This window comes from Streptomyces sp. NPDC041970, assembly GCF_055588985.1.
In genome coordinates this window covers 115,105-134,450 of sequence record NZ_JBVJCD010000001.1, presented here as the reverse complement: position 1 = coordinate 134,450, position 19,346 = coordinate 115,105, and the positions used below count along the sequence as shown (strand labels likewise).

The 19,346-nt window shown below is 71.2% G+C and carries 16 protein-coding genes and 1 tRNA gene; 8 read left to right on the top strand and 9 right to left on the bottom strand.

From position 1 onward, the window contains the following. Positions 1 to 407: response regulator transcription factor (locus tag ACZ6EJ_RS00620; RefSeq protein ID WP_469263389.1), on the top strand; the 407-nt coding region annotated here is incomplete at its 5' end. 135 nt (positions 408 to 542) lie between these two features. On the opposite strand, the gene ACZ6EJ_RS00615 is transcribed toward ACZ6EJ_RS00620, so the two are convergent. Both ACZ6EJ_RS00615 and aroA read right to left on the bottom strand, forming a co-directional pair. Continuing rightward, entirely contained in the window at positions 543 to 1,610 is a 1,068-nt protein-coding gene (locus tag ACZ6EJ_RS00615; protein WP_469263387.1) for a histidinol-phosphate transaminase, read from the bottom strand. 191 nt (positions 1,611 to 1,801) lie between these two features. Further along, the gene (gene aroA, locus ACZ6EJ_RS00610; protein ID WP_469263386.1) at positions 1,802 to 3,151 is read right to left on the bottom strand and encodes a 3-phosphoshikimate 1-carboxyvinyltransferase; all 1,350 of its coding nucleotides are present in this window, start codon (positions 3,149 to 3,151) and stop codon (positions 1,802 to 1,804) included. A gap of 781 nt (positions 3,152 to 3,932) precedes the next feature. Here aroA and ACZ6EJ_RS00605 point away from each other — a divergent pair. The 5 genes from ACZ6EJ_RS00605 (at position 3,933) to ACZ6EJ_RS00585 (ending at position 9,871) form a co-directional block, all read left to right on the top strand. Next, entirely contained in the window at positions 3,933 to 5,174 is a 1,242-nt protein-coding gene (locus ACZ6EJ_RS00605) for an ATP-grasp domain-containing protein (protein ID WP_469263384.1), read from the top strand. Between the two features lie 46 nt (positions 5,175 to 5,220). After that, positions 5,221 to 6,327 (top strand): DUF1611 domain-containing protein, encoded by a 1,107-nt coding sequence (locus ACZ6EJ_RS00600; RefSeq protein WP_469263383.1) that lies wholly within the window; start codon positions 5,221 to 5,223, stop codon positions 6,325 to 6,327. Between the two features lie 32 nt (positions 6,328 to 6,359). Further along, a complete protein-coding gene (locus tag ACZ6EJ_RS00595) occupies positions 6,360 to 7,676 on the top strand; it encodes an ATP-grasp domain-containing protein (protein ID WP_469263381.1) in 1,317 nt (438 codons plus the stop codon). 71 nt (positions 7,677 to 7,747) lie between these two features. Beyond that, positions 7,748 to 8,500, top strand: coding sequence for an iron-containing redox enzyme family protein (locus tag ACZ6EJ_RS00590; protein ID WP_469263380.1), 753 nt, complete (start codon positions 7,748 to 7,750; stop codon positions 8,498 to 8,500). A 495-nt stretch (positions 8,501 to 8,995) separates the two neighbouring features. Further along, positions 8,996 to 9,871 carry a phytanoyl-CoA dioxygenase family protein gene (locus tag ACZ6EJ_RS00585; RefSeq protein ID WP_469263379.1) on the top strand — a complete coding sequence of 292 codons (876 nt, stop codon included), beginning with the start codon at positions 8,996 to 8,998 and terminating at the stop codon, positions 9,869 to 9,871. Between the two features lie 558 nt (positions 9,872 to 10,429). Here ACZ6EJ_RS00585 and ACZ6EJ_RS00580 read toward each other — a convergent pair. Both ACZ6EJ_RS00580 and ACZ6EJ_RS00575 read right to left on the bottom strand, forming a co-directional pair. Further along, on the bottom strand, positions 10,430 to 12,655 hold the full coding sequence (locus tag ACZ6EJ_RS00580; RefSeq protein WP_469263378.1) for a hypothetical protein: 2,226 nt from the start codon (positions 12,653 to 12,655) through the stop codon (positions 10,430 to 10,432). Between the two features lie 486 nt (positions 12,656 to 13,141). Further along, positions 13,142 to 13,218 (bottom strand) — tRNA-Pro (locus tag ACZ6EJ_RS00575). A 127-nt stretch (positions 13,219 to 13,345) separates the two neighbouring features. Here ACZ6EJ_RS00575 and ACZ6EJ_RS00570 point away from each other — a divergent pair. Then, positions 13,346 to 14,047 carry a transketolase gene (locus ACZ6EJ_RS00570; protein WP_469263376.1) on the top strand — a complete coding sequence of 234 codons (702 nt, stop codon included), beginning with the start codon at positions 13,346 to 13,348 and terminating at the stop codon, positions 14,045 to 14,047. Between the two features lie 66 nt (positions 14,048 to 14,113). After that, complete coding sequence (locus ACZ6EJ_RS00565) at positions 14,114 to 15,016, top strand: transketolase family protein (protein ID WP_469263374.1); 903 nt, start codon at positions 14,114 to 14,116, stop codon at positions 15,014 to 15,016. 46 nt (positions 15,017 to 15,062) lie between these two features. On the opposite strand, the gene ACZ6EJ_RS00560 is transcribed toward ACZ6EJ_RS00565, so the two are convergent. The 5 genes from ACZ6EJ_RS00560 to ACZ6EJ_RS00540 are packed head-to-tail and all read right to left on the bottom strand — an operon-like array spanning position 15,063 to position 19,065. Further along, positions 15,063 to 15,608 carry a GAF domain-containing protein gene (locus ACZ6EJ_RS00560; RefSeq protein ID WP_469263373.1) on the bottom strand — a complete coding sequence of 182 codons (546 nt, stop codon included), beginning with the start codon at positions 15,606 to 15,608 and terminating at the stop codon, positions 15,063 to 15,065. Continuing rightward, positions 15,605 to 16,228 carry a GTP-binding protein gene (locus ACZ6EJ_RS00555; protein WP_469263371.1) on the bottom strand — a complete coding sequence of 208 codons (624 nt, stop codon included), beginning with the start codon at positions 16,226 to 16,228 and terminating at the stop codon, positions 15,605 to 15,607. The genes ACZ6EJ_RS00560 and ACZ6EJ_RS00555 overlap by 4 nt, the downstream gene beginning before the upstream one ends. After that, positions 16,206 to 16,577 (bottom strand): DUF742 domain-containing protein, encoded by a 372-nt coding sequence (locus tag ACZ6EJ_RS00550; protein WP_469263369.1) that lies wholly within the window; start codon positions 16,575 to 16,577, stop codon positions 16,206 to 16,208. The genes ACZ6EJ_RS00555 and ACZ6EJ_RS00550 overlap by 23 nt, the downstream gene beginning before the upstream one ends. A 2-nt stretch (positions 16,578 to 16,579) precedes the next feature. After that, positions 16,580 to 17,011 (bottom strand): roadblock/LC7 domain-containing protein, encoded by a 432-nt coding sequence (locus ACZ6EJ_RS00545; RefSeq protein WP_469263368.1) that lies wholly within the window; start codon positions 17,009 to 17,011, stop codon positions 16,580 to 16,582. After that, positions 17,008 to 19,065 (bottom strand): sensor histidine kinase, encoded by a 2,058-nt coding sequence (locus tag ACZ6EJ_RS00540; protein WP_469263367.1) that lies wholly within the window; start codon positions 19,063 to 19,065, stop codon positions 17,008 to 17,010. The genes ACZ6EJ_RS00545 and ACZ6EJ_RS00540 overlap by 4 nt, the downstream gene beginning before the upstream one ends. Positions 19,066 to 19,346 lie beyond the last annotated feature (281 nt).

Sequence of the window (19,346 nt, the reverse complement as noted above, 5' to 3'; positions counted from 1 at the left end):
GGTTGAGCAACCGGCTCATCGCCCGAGAACTCGACATATCCGAGAAGACCGTGAAGAACCACCTCAGCAGCATATATTTCAAGATCGGCGCCACCCACCGCACTCAAGCCGCCCTCTACGCCCGAGACTTCGGACTGACCGGCTCCGGGGAAACGGCCCCTTCCGCTCCGGCGTCCGCTCCCGCCCCCGAGGAAGACGCCCTTCCCGCCGGTCCCGCCCTCACCGCACGCGAGCGGGACGTACTCAGCCTGCTGGCACGGGGGTTGAGCAACCGGCTCATCGCCCGAGAACTCGACATATCCGAGAAGACCGTGAAGAACCACCTCAGCAGCATATATTTCAAGATCGGCGCCACCGACCGCACTCAGGCCGCCCTCTACGCCCAGTGCGCCGGCCTCACCTCCTGAGCGGCCCCTTGTCGGAGCTCTTCTCCGAGGCCGCCCCTCAGGCACGCGGGCCCGGTGCCCGGACCCGTGCACCCCGGCTCCGTCCGCGAGCAGGGGACCCGCGTCACGCGGGGACGCCGGGTCCGCGGCGGGGCCTCACACCCGCCAGTCGCCCGCGATCTTCAGCAGACGGTCGTTCTCCTCGGGGGTGCCGATGGTGATCCGCACCCCCTCGTCGCCGAAGGGACGCACCATGACGCCCGCCGCCTCGCACGCGTCGGCGAACACCGGCGTGTGCGGACCGAGGCGTATCCATACGAAGTTGGCCTGGCTGTCAGGAACGCTCCACCCCGCCCCCCGCAGGGCCGCGGTGACCCGGACGCGCTCGGCCACCAGGGTCCGCACGCGCTCCAGCAGTTCGGGCGCCGCGTGCAACGAGGCCCGCGCGGCGACCTGGGCGAGCCCGCTGACGCCGAACGGTATGGTGCAGGCCCGCAGCGCGGCCGCGACCGGCGGATGCGCGACCGCGTAGCCGACGCGCAGTCGCGCCAGCCCGTACGCCTTGGAGAAGGTGCGCAGGACGGCGACGTTGGGACGGTCTCGGTAGAGCTCGATGCCGTCGGGTACGTCGGTGTCGTCGACGAACTCGCGGTACGCCTCGTCGAGCACCACCAGCACCTGGTCCGGCACCCGGTCGAGGAAGCGCTCCAACTCACCGCGGTGCACCGCTGTGCCGGTCGGGTTGTTGGGGTTGCACACGATGATCGCGCGAGTGCGGTCGGTCAACGCGTCGGCCATGGCCTCCAGGTCATGCCGCTCGTCACGCAGCGGGACCTGCACAGGGGTCGCCCCGGTGGCCCAGACGAGCAGCGGATACGCCTCGAACGAGCGCCAGGCGAACAGCACTTCGTCCCCCTCGCCGGCCGCGGCGCCCAACAGGTCCTTGGTGACCCCGAGGGACCCGGTGCCGGGCACGAGGTGGTCCGGGGGCACCGCGAGGGCGGTGGACAGCTCCCCGACCAGTTCAGCGCTCCTGGAATCGGGATAGCGGTTGACGCGCCCCAGCTCCTCGCGCAGGACGGCCACGACCGACGGCAGCGGGGGGTAGGGGTTCTCGTTCGACGACAACTTGTCCACCAGGTCACTGGGCGCGACCCGGCCGGGGACGTAGCGAGGCAGCCCGGAGACGTCGAGACGCAGCCGGGGGGCAGGTGCAGGGGGCATCGAGAGAACTTCCTGAACGGGGGGGGAAGCGGACGGTCGTACGAGGCGTCGTGCGTCCGGGGCCGTGGGCCGCGACGGCGCGCGGGTGTGGGATCCAGCCCGCGCGCCGGCACCTCTGCCATGGGCATCAGCGCGTTTCGCTCACCTGTCGGGTCCGGTGGCGCGTGCCGCCGGGGTCGCCGCGGACGGGCTCAGGCGACGGCCCCAGCGGGCGCGCTCTCCTCCTCGACGGCCGTGGTCCGCACCCCCGCCCTGGCGAACTCCTCCATGAAGGTGGGAAAGGACAGCCGGACGTCTTCGTAGCCCGAGAACCGGTTGGCGGACTGCATCCGCAGGCCCGCCACGAACAGCGACATGAAGATGCGGTGGTCGCCCCAACTGGACAGCGTCACTCCGCCGGGGTAGGTCCGCGCGCCGCGGACCTCGAAGCCGTCGCAGACCCCGTCGTCGTACAGGACCTCGATGTCCACGCCGGCGCGGGTCAGTTCGGCGGCCATCGCCTCGATGCGCGACGCCTTGTGGAAGCGGGTGAGGCGTCCGCCGGTCACCCGCAGGCTGCCCTGCACGTACGCCCCGAGGGCGGCGAGCGTGGGCACGATGTTGGGGCAGTCCCGCACGTCCACCTCGAAGTCGCCGCACAGGCTGCCCTGCGGGTTGTCGACGGTCAGCGAGGAGGTGGCCCGGTCGAAGGTGATGCCCACCCCGAGCTGCTGCAGGATCGGGACGATCGCGAACTCGCCCTGCATACTGTCGCCGTACACGTTGGTCAGGACGGTCCGGCCCGGGAAGAGCGCGGCGGCGGCCAGCAGGTACGACGCCGAGGTGTAGTCCTCGTGCGTGGTGACGTCCTGGGCCTGGTAGGAGGAGGGCTGCACCTGGTAGTGGCGCATGTCCTCCGACGCGGACACCTTGATGCCCGCGTCGGTCAGGCTCGCCAGCGTCTGCCGGATGTACGACTGGGAATAGACCTCGCCCGTCACCTCGATCTCCACCGGGCCGTCGGCCAGCGGCGCGGCGAACAGGATGGCGGTGATGAACTGCGAGCTGATGTCGCCCGGCAGTCGGCAGGTGCCGCCCTTCAGGCCGCGCCCCCAGTTGACGACCGGGGCCTTGTTCTCGTCGACGATCGACTCGATGTCCGCGCCGAGTTCGCGCAGCGCCGCCAGCAGGGGCTCCATCACGCGCTTGCAGAGGGTCGCGTCGCCCGTCACCACGACCGGTGCCGGCAGTACGGACGCCAGCGCCGTCACGACGCGGAACACCAGGCCCGAGCCGCGGGACTGGATGACGCGCCGGATGTCCGGGAGCGCCCCTCCGATGCCCTCGATCTCCAGGAAACCGTCGTGCTCGGTTATTCTGGCGCCGAAGGCACGGCAAGCGTTCTTCATGGTCTCCGTCTCGTCGCAACGGAGGTCGTTGTAGACGCGTGACGTGCCCTCGGCCAGTGTGCCGGTCAGAATGGCCCGTTGTGTCTCCGGTTTCGAAGAAGGGACGCGGAAAGTTCCGGAAAAGGAATCGACCGGATCAACCTTCAGCAGCATCCTCGTGATCTCCTTTTTCTCATCGTTCGCCGTCTGATATCTCGCAAGCGATGTCGCTTCGACGTCCGGGGACGGCGATATCCGCGGAGCGAGGACATGTCGTCCCACTGCTTGGCGTTTCGATGTCGGGGCGTCGGTTCGGAAAGATCTCCTGGCGCGCACGGCAGCCCCCTCCGGCGGTGGGGGTGCGGTAAGAATTCTGTGTCCCGTGAGACGCCTGGGCAATAGGTCCATCTACCCATGACGCTTCCGGCGCCAGGGGGGGTCCAGACCCTCTTCCACCGCCGGGTACGCCGTCACGGCGGCGGCCCCCGGTGCTCCTCCGGTCCGGTCCGTCAGGGCTCACGGGTTCCCGCGTGGCGGGGCTCCCCGAACCCGGTGGTCCGCCGCGTGACGGCCGGCCGGCGGGCGGCGGCACCAGAAGGGGCCTTGATGACCTGGGGTGATGTGCGTTCCCGCGCCTTGGTCGGCTCCACGCGGCAAGACGCCTCGTCCGTCGGTGGCCTCCCACGGCCCGATGGCGCCGTTCACCGCGTTCCACGGCCCGGCCGCACGTACGGGCGTGCTCGGGCGCCTGCGGCGCCGGGGGCGCTGGGACTTAGGTCCTATTCTGACCAGGCCGTTCTCATGCAAGGCTGTGGCAGCGCGATCAACACGTTGGGGGCCGTTCCCGGTATTCAGGTTCGGGTTCATTCTTCGGTTCCAAAAGGCCCGCCGTCGTCAACCGGCCGCCCCAGGCCGGGCACGTCCATGCTCCCTGTGAACCGTGAGGACGAAATTCATGTCCGGCGCAATCCTGTTCTTGACCCGCTGGCCCTTGCACGAGGACGAGCGGCGCTGGGAGAACCGCCTCGCCGCTCCCGATGTGGTCTTCGATCCGGAGACCGACCGCGTCACCTACGTCTGTGACGAGGGCAGCCGCAGCGGAGTGCCCGCCGACGCCGAACGGGTCCACATCGTGCCGGACTTCGGCGACGTGGACGGCGTGATGGAACGCGTCGACGCCGTCGTTCGCGAAGAAGGACCGTTCGACCACATCATTGGTTTCTCCGAAATGCTCCTCGATCTCGCGGCGGCCCTGCGCGAGCGGTACGGCGTTGCGGGCTCCGGCCCTGAGGAGACCTCCCGGTTCTGCGACAAGACCGTCATGAAGGAGAGGGTGTCGCGCGCCGGCCTCCGAGTGCCGCGCTGGGCGTCCTGCCACACCGAGGACCAGGTCCTCGCGGCCGCCGAGGAGTTCGGCTACCCCGTGATCGTCAAGCCGGTGCGAGGGGCGTCCAGCCAGGGTGTGCGCGCGATCGCCTCGGCCGAGGAACTGCGGGCCCTGTGTGCCGAACGGAGCCTGCACGACCTAGAGATCGAGGAGTTCGTGCAGGGCGAGATCCTGCACGTCGACGGCGTCCTGGACGCCGCGGGCAAGCCGCTGTTCCTGTGCACCTCGCGCTACGTCTCCACCTGTCTGGACTTCGAGCTCCTGGGCGCACCGCTCGGTTCGGTCTTCCAGACGGACCCCGCGCTGCGCGGCCGCTGCGAGGACTTCGCCATGCGCTGCCTGACCGCGCTCGGTCTGCGCGCCTCCGCCTTCCACCTCGAACTCTTCGACACCGGCGACGAGCTGGTGTTCCTGGAGGTCGGCGCCCGGGTGCCCGGCGCCGACGTGCCGTACGTCATCAACGACGTCCACGGCGTGAATCTCTTCCGGCTGTGGGTCGACGTGCTGCTCGGCCGCCCGGTCGACCCGCCTGTCCCCGATCCGAAGCTGAGCGGCGGCTGGCTGATCGTCCAGGGACCCAAGCCACTGCCCCGGAAGGTCACCGCCGCCACCTCGCTTCTGGGTCGAGTCCCCTACTTGTACCGCGAGTTGGTCCCGAGGCCGGGCGAGGTCCTGGTCTCCCGGCCCGGCACGTACGCCACGCTCCAGGGCGGCCGCTTCCTCTTCCGGGGCGGCACCCAGGAGCAGATCGAGGAGGCCGTGCGCCAGGCACGTGCGCAGTACCGCCTGACGACCGAGCCTGTCCCGTAGACCATCCGAACCATCTCGTGCCATCGGTGAGAGAACCGTCGAGTCCGTGGAGGAAGACGTGGGTCAGTTGAGCCATGCGGAGCTGGTGGGCAAGAGCTTCGTGCTGTTCGCCGAGGGGTGCTTCGGACTCTTCACCAGCAAGATCGCCGCCTCGCTGGTCCGCTACAACGGGGACCGCTGCGTCGCCGTGATCGACAGCCGCAAGGCCGGCCAGACCGTTCAGGACGTCCTCGGCTACGGCGGCGCGATCCCGATCGTCAGCCGCGTCGAGCAAGCTCTGCACCTGCGCCCCGAGGTCATGGTCATTGGCAAGGGCCTGCACTCGGCCAACCTGCCCTCCGCCTGGAAGCCCCACCTCCTCGCGGCCGTCCAGAACGGCCTGCACCTGATCAACTCGATCCACTACCGCCTCACCGACGACCCGGACATCGCCCGTGCCGTCCGCGAGAAGGGCATCACCGTCTGGGAGACCAAGGACGCCCCGGCAGTGCAGCTCAACAAGGCCCGCGTCCTGGACCTGGACACCTGGGTCATCCACACGTGCGGCAGCGACTCCAACATCGGCAAGAAGACCGCCGCCCTGCAGATCTGGAACGAGGCCAACCGCAGCGGCATCCGCACCGGCTTCGCGGCCACCGGCCAGAGCGGCATGTTGATCTCCGGCCATGGCATCGCGGTCGACGGCGTGCCCGGCGACTTCATGGCCGGCGCCGTCGAGCAGGTCGTCCTGGAGGCCGCCGCCGGCAACGAATGGGTCGTCGTCGAGGGCCAGGGCTCCCTCAACCACATCGGGTTCAGCGGCGTCGCCCTCGCCATCCTCCACGGCGCCCTGCCGCACGCTCTGGTCTTCTGCCACCGCCTCGGCGCCGAGCACACCAAGGTCTGGGAGACGCCCATCATCCCCATCCCCGAGCTCATCCGCATGAACGAGGAGCTCTCCGTCTTCGAACGGCCCGCCAAGGTCGCCGCCGTCAGCGTCAACAGCCACGGCTTCTCCGAGGAGGACTACCGCCGCGAGACCGAGAAGCTGGAGGCCGATACCGGACTGCCCGTCGTCGACCCGATCCGTGAGGGCGGCGCCGCCCGGCTCGTGGAGATCCTGCGCGCCCACCAGCGCGAGACCGCGGACCGGCTGTCGGGCCGTCAGCGCTGAGGGCGGCCCCGGAACTCCGAGGAGATGCACAGATGAAGAGAGCCATCCTGCTCCTCATGCACCAGGGCAAGTCGTACACCGAGGAGCTCGCCGCGGCCGCCGCCGGGCTCGGCCTGCCCCTGGTCGCCCTCAGCTCCCGGCCGGAGACGCCGGGGGTCCTGGAGGCGAGCCGCCGCCACGTGGCGGACTGCGTGGTCACCGAGGAACCCGAACTGAGCTCGGGCGATCTCGACAAGGCCGTTCGCGCGTTCGCCGACCGGGGCTACCGGGTCGAGGCAGCCCTCGCCTCCTTCGAGGGCTACCGGCTGCTGATGGCGGAACTCAACGAGCGGCTCGGCGCGCACGACTCCGCCGAGGCCGCGCTGCGCCTCTGCCTCGACAAGTACGAACTGCGCCGCCACCTCTTCGCCGAGGGGCTGAGCGAGGTCCGGCTCCACAGGCTCGCTCCCGGCGTGACCCCCGAACTCGACCCCTCCGCCCGCTGGTTCGTCAAGCCGGTGCGCGGCGCCTCGTCCTTCGCGACCTTCGTCCTGAACGACGTCGACGACCTGGCCGACCTGCCCGCGATCCAGGAGCAGATGCGCGCCGACCGGCGTATGAAGGCGATCTTCATGGACCGGTACGACTTCCTCGTCGAGGAGTACGTCGAGGGCCCGGAGTTCAGCTTCGAGACGTTCGTCCTCGACGGCCGGATCCACCACCTGTGCGTCCACGAGAAGGCCCGCGTGGAACGCCTGGAGCGGACCACGCTGGAGGGGATGTCGGTCAGCCCGCCCATGAGCATCGACCGCGGACTCGTCCTGGAGGGAGCGGAGTACGTCACCGACTGCCTCGCCTCACTGGCGGGTCGCGGGTTGGCCGCCGGCGTCTTCCACATCGAGGTCAAGTACTGGGAGTCGAGGAAGCGCTGGGAGATCATCGAGATCAACCCCCGGATGGGCGGCAGTCTGATCGACGCCAGCGTCCAGACCGTCACCGGGCACTCCCTCCTCGACCTGTGGACCGAGTCCCTGCTGCTGCCCGCCGGCGAGCGGGACGCCTTCCACGACCGACTCACCCGCGCCTCCCAGGTGGAGGCCCTGCGCACCGGCGCGCCCACCCGGGCGACCGTGTTCCTCAGCAAGTACGGAGAGAAGGGGCGGACCGTCGACGCGATCCGCTTCGAGCCGCCCACCCGCCCGCCCCGGATCCTGCGCGTCCACGTGGCGGAGGGAACCGAACTCGATGCGTCCGACCGGGGGATCTGCCTGATGGACGCACTGTGGGACGTGGCGGCCGACGACCTCCGGGCCGAGACCGACTTCCTCGACCGACATGCGACGGAGCACTTCCATGTCCGCTACCGCTGACCGCGGGCGGCGCCGCACTCCGACCCTTCCGTGAACGTCTCCCCGCGAACCCCGTTACGAAGGAGAACACGATGAATCGCGTGCAGAACACCGGGATCGCCCACCCGAAGCCGTTCTACAACGAAGAGCAGAGCCGTCTGAAGAAGGCCGAGCTCGACCGCTACATGGACAAGAAGATGCAGGAGTGGAAGGACAGCGTCCCCTTCGCGTCCCACCTGACCGAACCGGAACTCCACCAGGCGTACTACCGCCGCACCCTCATCGAGCACGTGTGGCGTATCCGTCTCTCGCGGGTCAGCCAGAGCAAGGCCATCTACAAGATCGCCCAGGTCTCCCCCAGGGCCGCCCGCGACTACGCGCAGTACCAGGCCGAGGAGATGCTCCACGACAAGCTGTACATCAGCGACGCCGCGGCCGCCGGCGTCACCGAGGAGGAGATCCTCGCCACCGAGCCCTACCTCTCCACCCGTCTCCTCGAGGGCTTCTTCTACTACACCCTCGAGCACGAGTCGGTCATCGCCCCGGTCGTCTCCAACTACCTGGTGGAGTACACGCAGGTCAAGCTCCAGCCGGCCATCGTCGAGAACCTCCAGACGCGGCTCGGCAAGGAGAACGTCAAGGGGCAGGCCGCCCACCTCCACGTCGACACCACCGAGGACCACTCCCAGGAGATGTGGGACATCCTCCACCAACTGATCTTCAGCGAGGAGGACTTCCAGAAGGTGTTCAAGTACATCGACGACGTCCAGGAGATCCTCGCGCTGTTCTTCCGGGAGATCTACGAGGACACCTTCGCCAAGCAGGTGGAGACCTCGGGCGTCTGAGGAGCGAACCGGTCGGGGCCTCACGGGGGCGTCCCGCGTCCCCGTGCCGGAGACGCGACCGGCCGGGGTCCGGCCGAGCGCCCTGGGCCGGGGAGGCGCCCGACCGCCCTCCCCGGCCCGCACGGGGGCAGCGGGCTGCGACGCCCGGTCGGTGTCGCCTTCGAGCCGGCGCGGGTCCGCCGGGCAGTCATCGCCCGGCGGACCCGTACGGACTCCGCCGCTCCCCGTGCTTCCGCCGTCGCCGGTGGCAGGCGCCGGCGACGGGGGTCGGCCATGCGGCCGGCTCCGGCCACGACGGTCGACGCCGCGCGCGGGCCGAGTGGGTTGCGCGGGGGCCCGAAGACACCGGGCGCCGCCGTTCCCTCCGGACGCCTCACCGGTCGGAGACCGATCAGGAGTCGGTCCGGCGCCCACGCGACCCGCCACCACACCAGTCCGGCCGGTCCCCGACGGGACGAGCTGGAACCGCTTACGCAAAGATGAGGAACCCCGCGCATGTCCGCACCTGACACCGCCGCGCTCGTCAAGGAGTACCGCGAGAACGGCTTCGCGGTCGCCGAGCGCCTCTTCGATCCGAGTGAGGTCGCCGAGCTCAACACCGCCATCACGGAGATCCTGGACGTCGCCGACATCGGCTCGGTCGCCGAAGTGGAGCCGGGCGACAACGGCATGGCCCGCCGGATCTGGTCGCCCACCAAACAGCATTCCGCGTTCGAGCAGGCCGCCGCCCACCCCAAGCTGCTCGACCACGTCGAGGCGCTCATCGGCCCCGACATCCTGTTCCACTACAGCAAGCTCCACCTCAAGGCCCCGCACGTGGGCAGCGTCGTGGACTGGCACCAGGACTTCGCCTACTACCCCCACACCAACACCGACCTGGTGACGGCCCTCGTCTACCTCGACGACACCACCATCGAGAACTCCGCCCTCCAGGCCGTCCCCGGCTCCCACCTCCGCGGCCTCGCCGACCACTACGTCGACGGCTTCTTCCGCGGCAAGGTAGCGGGGGCCGACGCCCCCGACCCGGCGCTCGCCGTGTCCATCGAGGCGCCCGCGGGCAGTGTGGTCTTCATCCACCCCCTGCTCCTGCACTACTCCTCCTCGAACCGCTCCGACCGGTACCGCCGCGCCTTCCTGCCGGCCTACCGGGCGGCCGACGCCTATCCGATCCACTTCGGCCCGCACGCCGGCCACAACGAGCCCGGAGTGAAACTGCTGCGCGGCCGTGTGTCGGACACGGCGCGCGTGGAGGCCGGGGCATGGCGCCTGCCGTTCGCGGAGCGTCCCTTCGGCTCGCTCTTCCAGCTCCAGGAGGGCTCCGACAAGGCCGCGGTGACCCCCGGGTACGCCACGCTGGAGGAAGCGAAGTGACAGCCCCGCGAGCACGCCGACCGTGACGGTCGCCCGCGCCCGCCTGCCGGGCGGCGCGGGCGACGGCCCGGCAGCCGTAGCCCTGGAGGCCGACGCGGACGGCCCGCCGCCGGGCGACCGAGGCGGCCCGTAGCACAGGGCGCCCCGCACGACGTCGGGTCGGCGACGCGGCCGAGCCGCGCTTCCTCACCGCGGCAGGGGGACGGCCCGCCCGCGGTCACGGCACAGCCGGGGCCCGCCACGGCCGCCTCGGGTCCCACCGGGCCACCCACCGCGCCGGGGCGTCCACGCCGAGCGGACCGAGTGTGCCGGCGAGCTGACCACCGCCGCCCCCGCCCCGCCGCGTCGACCCGGGCGACCCGCCGCGGAGGAACGCACCCTCGTTCTCCTGCCCCTGGCCCCGCACCGGACGGGACCGCAGGAACGCCCGATGCACCGGCGCGTGCCGCCGGCCCCCTCCGGCCCCAGGCGGAGGCATCGACCTCCAGGAGGGCCGATGGCGAGTGATGACAGTGAACGGTGCCCGCGGTGGTCAACCCGTAGTGACGCAGGGGTCCCTCACTGGGCGCCGTGGCGACGTACTTCTTCCGCTTTGCTCTGCAGATCGTGGACGATCCGCCACCACCGCCGGGAACCGTGGGTGTACCAGCTCTCCTCACCAATGGGATGCCAGTCCATCAGTTCACTCAGCCGGGAGCTGAGCACATCGACATCCATGCGGCCGTAGCCACCTCGCGCGGTATCCAGCTGCTGAGCAATGTCGTGGAGCCGGTGTGCCGCACGGTAGTAGGAGAGCTGAGTATCGGTCAGCCTGCGCGCCGCATAGCCGCCGCACTTACTGCACCAGTCGAAGTCATGCCGGGCAACCAGATCCGAGACGGTCAGCAGGTCGTCCCCGTCGACGACACCGCGCTCCCGAGAGTGCCGGCACAGGGGTGAGTGGCCTTTACCCTCGTACCGCGGGTCAGCGTTCACGGCATACACCTGGACATCGGCCAGGACACCCAGCGGAATTCCGCTACCGCCGCTCCAACGGTCCTCGGTAGGATGTTCGAACGGTTCGAGGTCCAGCTGCTTGTCGGTGAGCAGCCCCCGCCACACCGCGTGGGGCAGAATGCGGGCATCTCCGTTGCGGTCGCGTCCGCCATCGAGGGTCCGCAGGTCGGGGACGCCGCGGGCCATGGCGAGGAGGCGCAGGTTACGTTTCCTGTCGCGGTCGTCATAAGGCAGCCAGGCAGCGTTCCGCGCCCCAGCGGCAAGCCCCAGTTCCTCACCGAATCGGGCATCCTGCGCGTCATGAACGGACTGGGGCCAGATGCCGCCTTCCGATTGGGGTTTCGGTCCGACCTCCGCCACCCATGGCTCGATCACACCGGCGGGAAGATCCGAGACACCAGCGACGATGGCACCCTGCCACCCGTGGTCCAGCCGTGACTCCACGACTGCCAGGGGCAGAGTCTCGACCCCGCCGCTGGGTGAGAAGACGATGTAGAACTGGTCGGCGTGGGGCAAGGCCGCGTGCAGTGCCCGCAAGTGGTCTCCCGTGACGGGGCGCCGTTCGAAGACGGGCGTGTCGTCGAAAATCCCAGGCTGGATACAGCTCGGTTGCCTACTCGTACCGGGAGCCGCCAACCAGTCGTCCCCCCCGGCATGGGCTTCAGCGACGACCATGCCTTCATCAGCGATCAGCCGGTCGGCGATGAGGGTGGGGACTCGGAGCGTAACGGTACGGCGTCCCCAGTCGGCATCGATGTGGCAGGTGACCAGGACGCCGATGGTCCACGGGTCCAGTGTGTCGAGGAAGCCTTCATCACCCCGACGGGTGCTCTCGTCCCGGATCTCCGGCAGGCGGACGGTCACCAGCCGTGCGGGGGCGGAGTTCTCAGCAGCCGCGGCACGGGCCTGTTCTTCCCAGGACTCAATGAGGGCCTGAGCGCCGGAAAGGGCTTGGGCGTATCCCTTACGGTTGCTCCGGATCCGGTGCAAGAGGGTGTAGGCGATGTACGAGCGTTCGCTGGGGTCGTCCCAGCCGTACTCGGCTTTGCCGCGCCACTTGTGCCACAGCTCTTTCAGCTCGCCGGTGATCTCCTGGCTCTTGCCGAGCACTGTGAACGCATGATCATGCACCGGAAGTTCCGGATCGTTCATCCCGGCCACTGCGGCGGCGGCCAGAAGCCGGTCCGGATCGACGAACTGCGCCGCTTGCGTCCGCAGGGTTTCCAGGTACCGCTCCTTCAAGGCCAACTTCGGCTTCGCCCACTCTTCCAGCCAGGGAAACCTGCTCACGGTCGCCTGTGCCTGGTGCAGGCTTGTCGCCGCGCCGCGCCACGTGGAAAGCACCAGGTCCCGAAGCCGTTCGGCATCCTCACGGACCTCCCGCTCGTCAAGGACCTCTTCCCCGTCTTCATCCGTGTCCTTGGAGGGCGAACGCAGAAGGTCAGCCGCAGCCTGTACCTCCTCTCCGTCCCAGCGTTCGTCCTCGTCGGGTGCCGTGTACGACCGCAGCCGATAAAGGAGTCCAAGGCCACCGAGCGACTCCAGGAAAACGCTGAGAGCAGTCGTCGGCCGCGCCCAAGAACCCCATGCCGCGCAGCGAGCGCACATGCGATTGACCATCGCCGCGTCCAACGGAATCCGCGCCGTCACCACATCGCTCGTGCGCAATTGGGTACAGCTCGTAGAGGCGTGCAGCTTGGCGTTCTTCCCTTTGGCCGAGTAGGCCGTGACCACTATTCCCTCGAACGGCCCCAGCGGGACATCAGCGGTCAACGCGTGATCGCGCACGGAACTCCCCTATCCTCGTGGGCTTGCGAGCTTAGACCCGGGCACTGACAGCGCCGCCCGTTCGGGGTCTTCTTCGCTTCACGTCCCCTCCCTGCCGCTGGTCCGCGTGCGCCGAGACGCCAGGGCCGCAGCCGCCACCGCGAGGGGCGAAGTCGGCGAACACCGGACCCGGATGGGCACCGAACAGGACGAGGACAGGCAGTGGGATCCCCTGGGTCTTCCAGCTGCGTCAACGGACATGGCCGTCAAGCAGCCGAAGGGAAAATGACTCACGTCAGCAGCCTGACCCCAGCAAGGCAACAGCGCACGGACCTGGCTCGTCCCTTCCGGGACATCTTAGGCACGGGTACGGCGGCACCTATGGGACTTCTCTAGCCTCGCCGTCCACCCATCCCCGGAAGGCATCGCTGGACCGCGCGGTCCCCAAGAACGCCGGACAGGCGGTATCGGATTTTCTCCGATACCGCCTGCGACCTGCGAAAACGCTGGTCGGGACGACAGGATTTGAACCTGCGACCCCTTGACCCCCAGTCAAGTGCGCTACCAAGCTGCGCCACGTCCCGATGCCCGCCTGACCTGGGGTTTCCCCTGGTCCGAACGTGCATGAGAACAATACCGCACTCGGACCGGTGGTCACCAACGCCTTGCGCACTTGACCTCAACCACGGTTGATGTTCGACGCTCGACCGCATGACGAACACGACCGCCGCGCCGGCCGGCGACCTCGAGAACCTGACGCGCCTGATCTCCCTGATGAGCGGGGCCGAGAAGCACGCCCCCGCCGCCCACTCCACGCTGGACGCCCTGTGGGTCCTCTACCACCGGGTGCTCAGGGTCACGCCCGCCACGGTCGACCACCCCGAGCGGGACCGCTTCCTGCTCTCCAAGGGGCACGGGCCGATGGCGTACTACGCCGTCCTCGCCGCCCACGGGTTCTTCGACGAGGCCCTGCTGCCCGGCTTCGGGGCGTACGACTCGCCCCTCGGGCACCACCCGGACCGGCTCCTGGTCCCCGGCGCGGAGATCGGCAGCGGCTCCCTGGGGCACGGGCTGCCGCTCGCCGTCGGCACCGTGCTGGGGCTGCGGGCCCAGGGACTCACCGATCCGCGGGTGTGGGTGCTGATCGGGGACGCCGAGCTGGACGAGGGCAGCAACCACGAGGCCATCGCCCACGCGGGACCGGCCGGGCTCGAACAACTGCACACGCTGGTGATCGACAACGACTCCGCCACCCACGGCTGGCCCGGCGGGATCGCCTTCCGCTTCACCGCCGCCGGGTGGTCGGCGGCGACCGTCGACGGCCGCGACCACGAGGCCCTGTACGCGGCGTTCACCGCCCCCCATCCGGGCAGGCCGCGAGCCGTCGTCGCCCGCGTCGAGCCCAAGAACTGACCCGGTCGCGACCGACGCCCCGCGCGTCCACCGCCCGGCACATCGAAACTCTCGGAGGGACCCCTCATGGACACCATGCGCGACCGCTTCATCTCGACCACCGCACGCCTCCTGGAGGAGGAGCCCCGGCTGGCCGTCGTCCTCGCCGACATCAGCGCCGACGGCTTCGCCCCGGCCCTGCGCGACCATCCGGACCGGGTGATCAACGTGGGCATCCGGGAACAGCTCCTCGTCGGCGCCGGTGCGGGCATGGCCCTGACGGGGATGCGGCCGATCGTGCACACCTTCGCGAGCTTCCTGGTGGAACGCCCCTTCGAGCAGGTCAAGCTGGACTTCGGACACCAGGGGGTCGGCGGAATCCTGGTCAGCGCCGGAGGCTCGTACGACTGGCCGGCCGGCGGCTTCACCCACATGGCGCCCGGTGACGTGGCCCTCCTGGACACGCTCGACGGCTGGACGGTGCACGTGCCCGGCCACCCCGACGAGGCCGAGGCCCTGCTGCGCGAAGCGGTCGACGGGGACGACCGGGTGTACGTGCGCCTCTCGCTCCAGTCCAACCGGGAACCGCGGCCCGTGGGCGGCCGACCGGGGTTCGCCACCGTGCGCGAGGGGCGCGACGGGACCGTGATCGCGGTCGGGCCCGTGCTCGACGACGTCCTCTCGGCCACCGAGGGGCTGGACGTGACCGTCCTGTACGCGGCGACCGTGCGCCCGTTCGACGCGGCCGCGGTGCGCCGCGCCGCCGGTGCGACCGCCGCCGCCGACGTGGTGGTCGTCGAGCCGTACCTGGCCGGCACCTCGGCCGGGGCGGCGGGCGAGGCGCTCGCGGACCTGCCGCACCGGGTGCTCGGCCTGGGTGTGGGCCGCGCCGAGCTGCGCCGGTACGGAGGGATGGACGAGCACGTGGCGGCTCACGGGCTGGACCCGCGGGGGCTGCGGAAGCGGATCACCGGCTTCCTGCGGGTCTGACCTCCCGCCGCGGCGTGGCGCGGCGGCCGCTCGCCGCGGTCCCCGCTCAGCGGGAGCGGTGGTACTCCTCCCGGAGGTCGATCCGCCGGATCAGCTCATGGGCGAGGGACTTGATGGTGGCGAGCCCGGTCCGCCCCCAGGGGCGCGGCACGGTGTCGACGGCGCAGACGGTGCCCAGTGCCGTCCCGGTGCGGTCGATCAGCGGGGCCCCGAGGTAGGAGCGGACGCCGAGGTCGTCGACCACCGGGTTGCCGGCGAACCGGGGGAAGTCGCACACGTCCTCCAGGACGAGGGCCTTGCGCCGGGCCAGGACGTGCGGGCAGTAGCCGTGGTCGCGGGCCATGGACCGGCCTACGCGGCCGCCCGCCGGAGCGTGCAGCCCCGCGAAGAACTGCCGGTGCGCGTCGATGAAGTTGACCATCGAGAAGGGGGTGGCGGTGGCGTCGGCCACCGCACCGGCGAAGGCGTCGAAGTCGTCGAAGGACGCGTCGGGGCGCTCGCCGAGGTCGAGTATGCGCAGCCGCCGTACGCGGGCGGGGCCGTCCCGGTCGGCCGGGGTCGTCAGCATCCGGCCGGTGGCGAAGGAGGTCACAGGCGGGCCCCGAACGTCTGCAGCGGGGCCGCCGCCGAGGTGGCGTTGATCAGGTGCTGGACCAGGGTCACGAGCGCGCCCGTGCTGGAGCTGGCGATCCGGGCGTCGCAGAGGACGACGGGCACCTCGGGACCGAGGTCGAGCGCGGCGCGCACCTCGTCGGGTTCGTAGCGGTAGGCCCCGTCGAACTCGTTGACCGCGACGATGAACCCGATGCCGCGCCGCTCGAAGAAGTCCACCGCGGCGAAGCAGTCCGCCAACCGCCGGGTGTCGGCCAGGACCACGGCTCCGAGCGCGCCCTGGGAGAGTTCGTCCCACATGAACCAGAACCGCTCCTGGCCCGGTGTGCCGAACAGGTAGAGGACGTGCTGCTCGGAGAGGGTGATGCGGCCGAAGTCCATGGCGACGGTGGTGGCCGTCTTGGACTCGACGCCGTTGAGGTCGTCGGTCCCCGCACTGACCTGCGTCAGCAGTTCCTCGGTGCTCAGCGGGGCGATCTCGCTGACCGCGCCGACGAACGTCGTCTTGCCGACGCCGAACCCGCCGGCGACCAGGACCTTGAGGGCGACGGGGAAGAACGCGGAGGTTCCGGTGCGGTCAGAGCTGTCGTCGTAGACCATCGAGCACTGCCTCCAGCAGGGATCGGTCGGTGGGCGTGTCGTGGAAGGCGGGGGCGTGCGCGGTGATCGCGCCGGAGGCGACCAGGTCCGAGAGGACGACCTTGGTGACGACCGCGGGCAGGCGCAGGTGCGCGGCGATCTCGGCGACGGAGATCGGCCCCTCGCACAGCTCCAGGGCCACGGTGTGCTCGGGGCCGAGCGGCAGGTCGGGCTCGATGCCCGTCGCCATGACCAGGGTGAGCAGATCGAAGGCGGTGGAGGGCCGGGTGCGGCCGTTGCTGACGGCGTACGGGCGGATCAGCCGGCCGGCCGCGTCGTCGAGCAGGGGCCCGTCCAGCGGGGCCGGCATCCTCACAACCCCGCGGCGAACGGTGACCCGGCCGGCTGCCGCAGCGGGGTCACCAGATACGGGCGGACGCTCTTGACCAGCATCGCCATCTCGTAGCCCAGCACCGCGGCGTCCGCCTCGCGCCCGGCGAGGACGGCGAGGCAGGTGCCGGAGCCCGCGGTGGAGACGAACAGGAGCGTGGAGTCCAGTTCCACGACCACCTGCCGGACGTCGCCGTTGTCGCCGAAGCGGGCCCCGGCGCTGCGGCCGAGGGAGTACAGACCGGCGGCGAGGGCCGCCATGTGGTCGGCGCTGTCGGGGTCCATGCCGTGCACGGACTTCACCAGCCCGTCGGCGGAGAGCAGGACGGCGCTGCGCGTGTAGGGCACGCGCTGGACCAGCCCGCTCAGCAGCCAGTCCAGGTCCGAGACCTGTCCGGACATGTCGCTCGTCATGGTGTCTGCTCCTTGGAGGTGGTGTCTTCACGGGGTTCCGGCACGGGCCGGCCCGGTGCGAAGGGGTCGTCCGCGGGCGGCCCCGGCTCGCGGGCGGCGCGGGCGTCCGGGGGGTGGCCGTCGCGCTGGTGCGCGGGGCCGTCGTGGGCGTACGCCGCGGGCGGGCGGCCCTCGGGGGCGGACGCGCCGGCCGCGGGCAGCGGCCGGTCGGGCCGGTGGGCTCGGGCCGGGCCGGGCCGGGCGGCGGCTTCGCGCACGGGAAGGGGCGCGAGGCTTTCCAGGGGGGCGTCGAGCGCGGTCGGGCCCCCGGACCCGGTCGCGGCGCGGTCGTCGTGCCCGGCGGGGCCCTCCTCGTGGGAGGTCTGGGCCTCGGCGAGGCCCACGCCCCGGCGGAAGGCCGCCATGAGTCCCGGATCGTGCAGGACGTGCCCGTCGTCGACGCGGGGGGCGGGCGCCTCCCGGAGCTGCGGAACGAGGTGTTCCTGGTTGGTCCGCCTGGGCAGCTCGGGCTTGGCCTCGGCCGGTGCGGGGGACGCGGCGTGCTCGGCGGCGGGGGCCGGAGCGGCCGGCCGTGCGCCGGGCGGGGGGGCGGGCGCGGGCGGCGCGGGCCGGCCGGCGCGTTCGGTGCGGTGCGGGAGGGGCGGGGCCTGGCCCGCCGGCGGCTGCGGGTGGACGCCCTGCCCGGGGGCCTGGTGGGGCCGCCCCTCGGGCGTCCGGGCGGCGGGGGGAGCCGTCCGCCCGTGCGCCGGGGCGGCGGTCGGCGGGTGGTGCGTCGCGCCGGGGGGCGGCACGGGGGCGCCCGGCGCGGCCGACGTCTCGGGGTCGGCTCCGAGGAGCGTTCGCGGAAGGACCAGGACCGCCTGCGTACCGCCGTAGATGTTGCTCTGGAGGCGGACGGCGATGCCGTGCCGGCGGGCGAGCGCCGAGACGACGAACAGGCCGATCCGGCCGTCCTGGAGGAGATGGGCGACGTTGACCTGGTCGGGGTCGGAGAGCAGGGCGTTCATGCGGTTCTGCTCGTGGTCGGGCATCCCGAGGCCGCGGTCCTCCACCTCCAGGGCGAGACCCGCGGTGACGTGTTGGACGCGCAGCAGCACCTGGGTGTGCGGGGCGGAGAACACCGTGGCGTTCTCGACCAGTTCGGCCAGCAGGTGGATCACGTCGGCGACGGCGTGGCCGCGCAGCGTGCCGTCCATCGGGGGGACCAGCTTGACCCGCGGGTAGTGCTCCACCTCGGCGATGGCCGAGCGCAGCACCTCGGTCATGGAGACCGGGCTGCTCCACTGCCGCCGGGAGACGGCCCCGCCGAGGACGGCGAGGTTCTCCGCGTGGCGGCGGATCCGGGTGGCCAGGTGGTCGACGTGGAAGAGGCCCTTGAGCAGGTCGGGGTCCTCGACCTCGTGCTCCAGCTCGTCCAGGATCTGGATCTCGCGGTGGACGAGGGATTGCAACCGCCGCGCGAGGTTGACGAAGACCTCGACCTTCTGTTCGTTGCCCGCGCTGCCGAGGAGCTGGGACGCCTGGAGAACGGCGCCGACGGCGGCCTCCTGGGCCTGCGCCATCTCCTGTCCGAGCAGGTCGAAGGCGTCGGCGTCGGGCGCGGCCGGCTGCGGCGGCCGCCGGGCGGGGACGGTCTCCCCGGCGCGGAGCTGCTCCACCACCTGCCGCAGCTCGGCCTGGTTCCGTGCGGCGGCGCGCCGGAGGGCGAGGACCCGGTCGTGGATCCGCCCGGCCGCCCGGACGGCGCCCAGGCAGGCGGCCGCGACGGCGGCGACGGCCAGGGCGGCCGCTCCCCCGAGCGCGGACCAGAGGCCGGGCGACGCGGCGGCTCCGGCGCGGAGGGTGAGGGCGACGGCCGCGGCTCCGGCGAGCGCCGCGGCGAGGGCGGGGAGCAGTGCGTTGCGCAGCAACCGGGAGCGTATGCGGGCGGCCTCGGGGGACGGCCGTGCGGCGCGCGGCCTGCCGGGGGCAGAGTGGGCGCGTGCGCCGGGGCGGCCGTGCCGCCCGCCCTCACGGCGGTCCGGTCGCGCGTCGGGGGCGCGAAGTTGAGACATCAGTGTCCTCGGAACAAGGGGCGCCGGGGATCGGCGGCGGTGTCGGCGTCCATGGGGTGGCCCCTACGGTGGTCGGTCAGGCGCGGATCATCGGTCGGACAGCTCCGACTGCCAGGAGCCCACCGTTGATCACCGGGCACACACGGTAGTCGCCCCCGTCGCGGGGATGGCGGGCAGTTGTCGAACTTGCCCGCCATCCGTCCCACTCTGGTATGAGGCTTCGCATGTACGACCGATTGCGCCGCGCGGCCCACAGGCCCGGCCGCGCTCGGGGGGCCCGT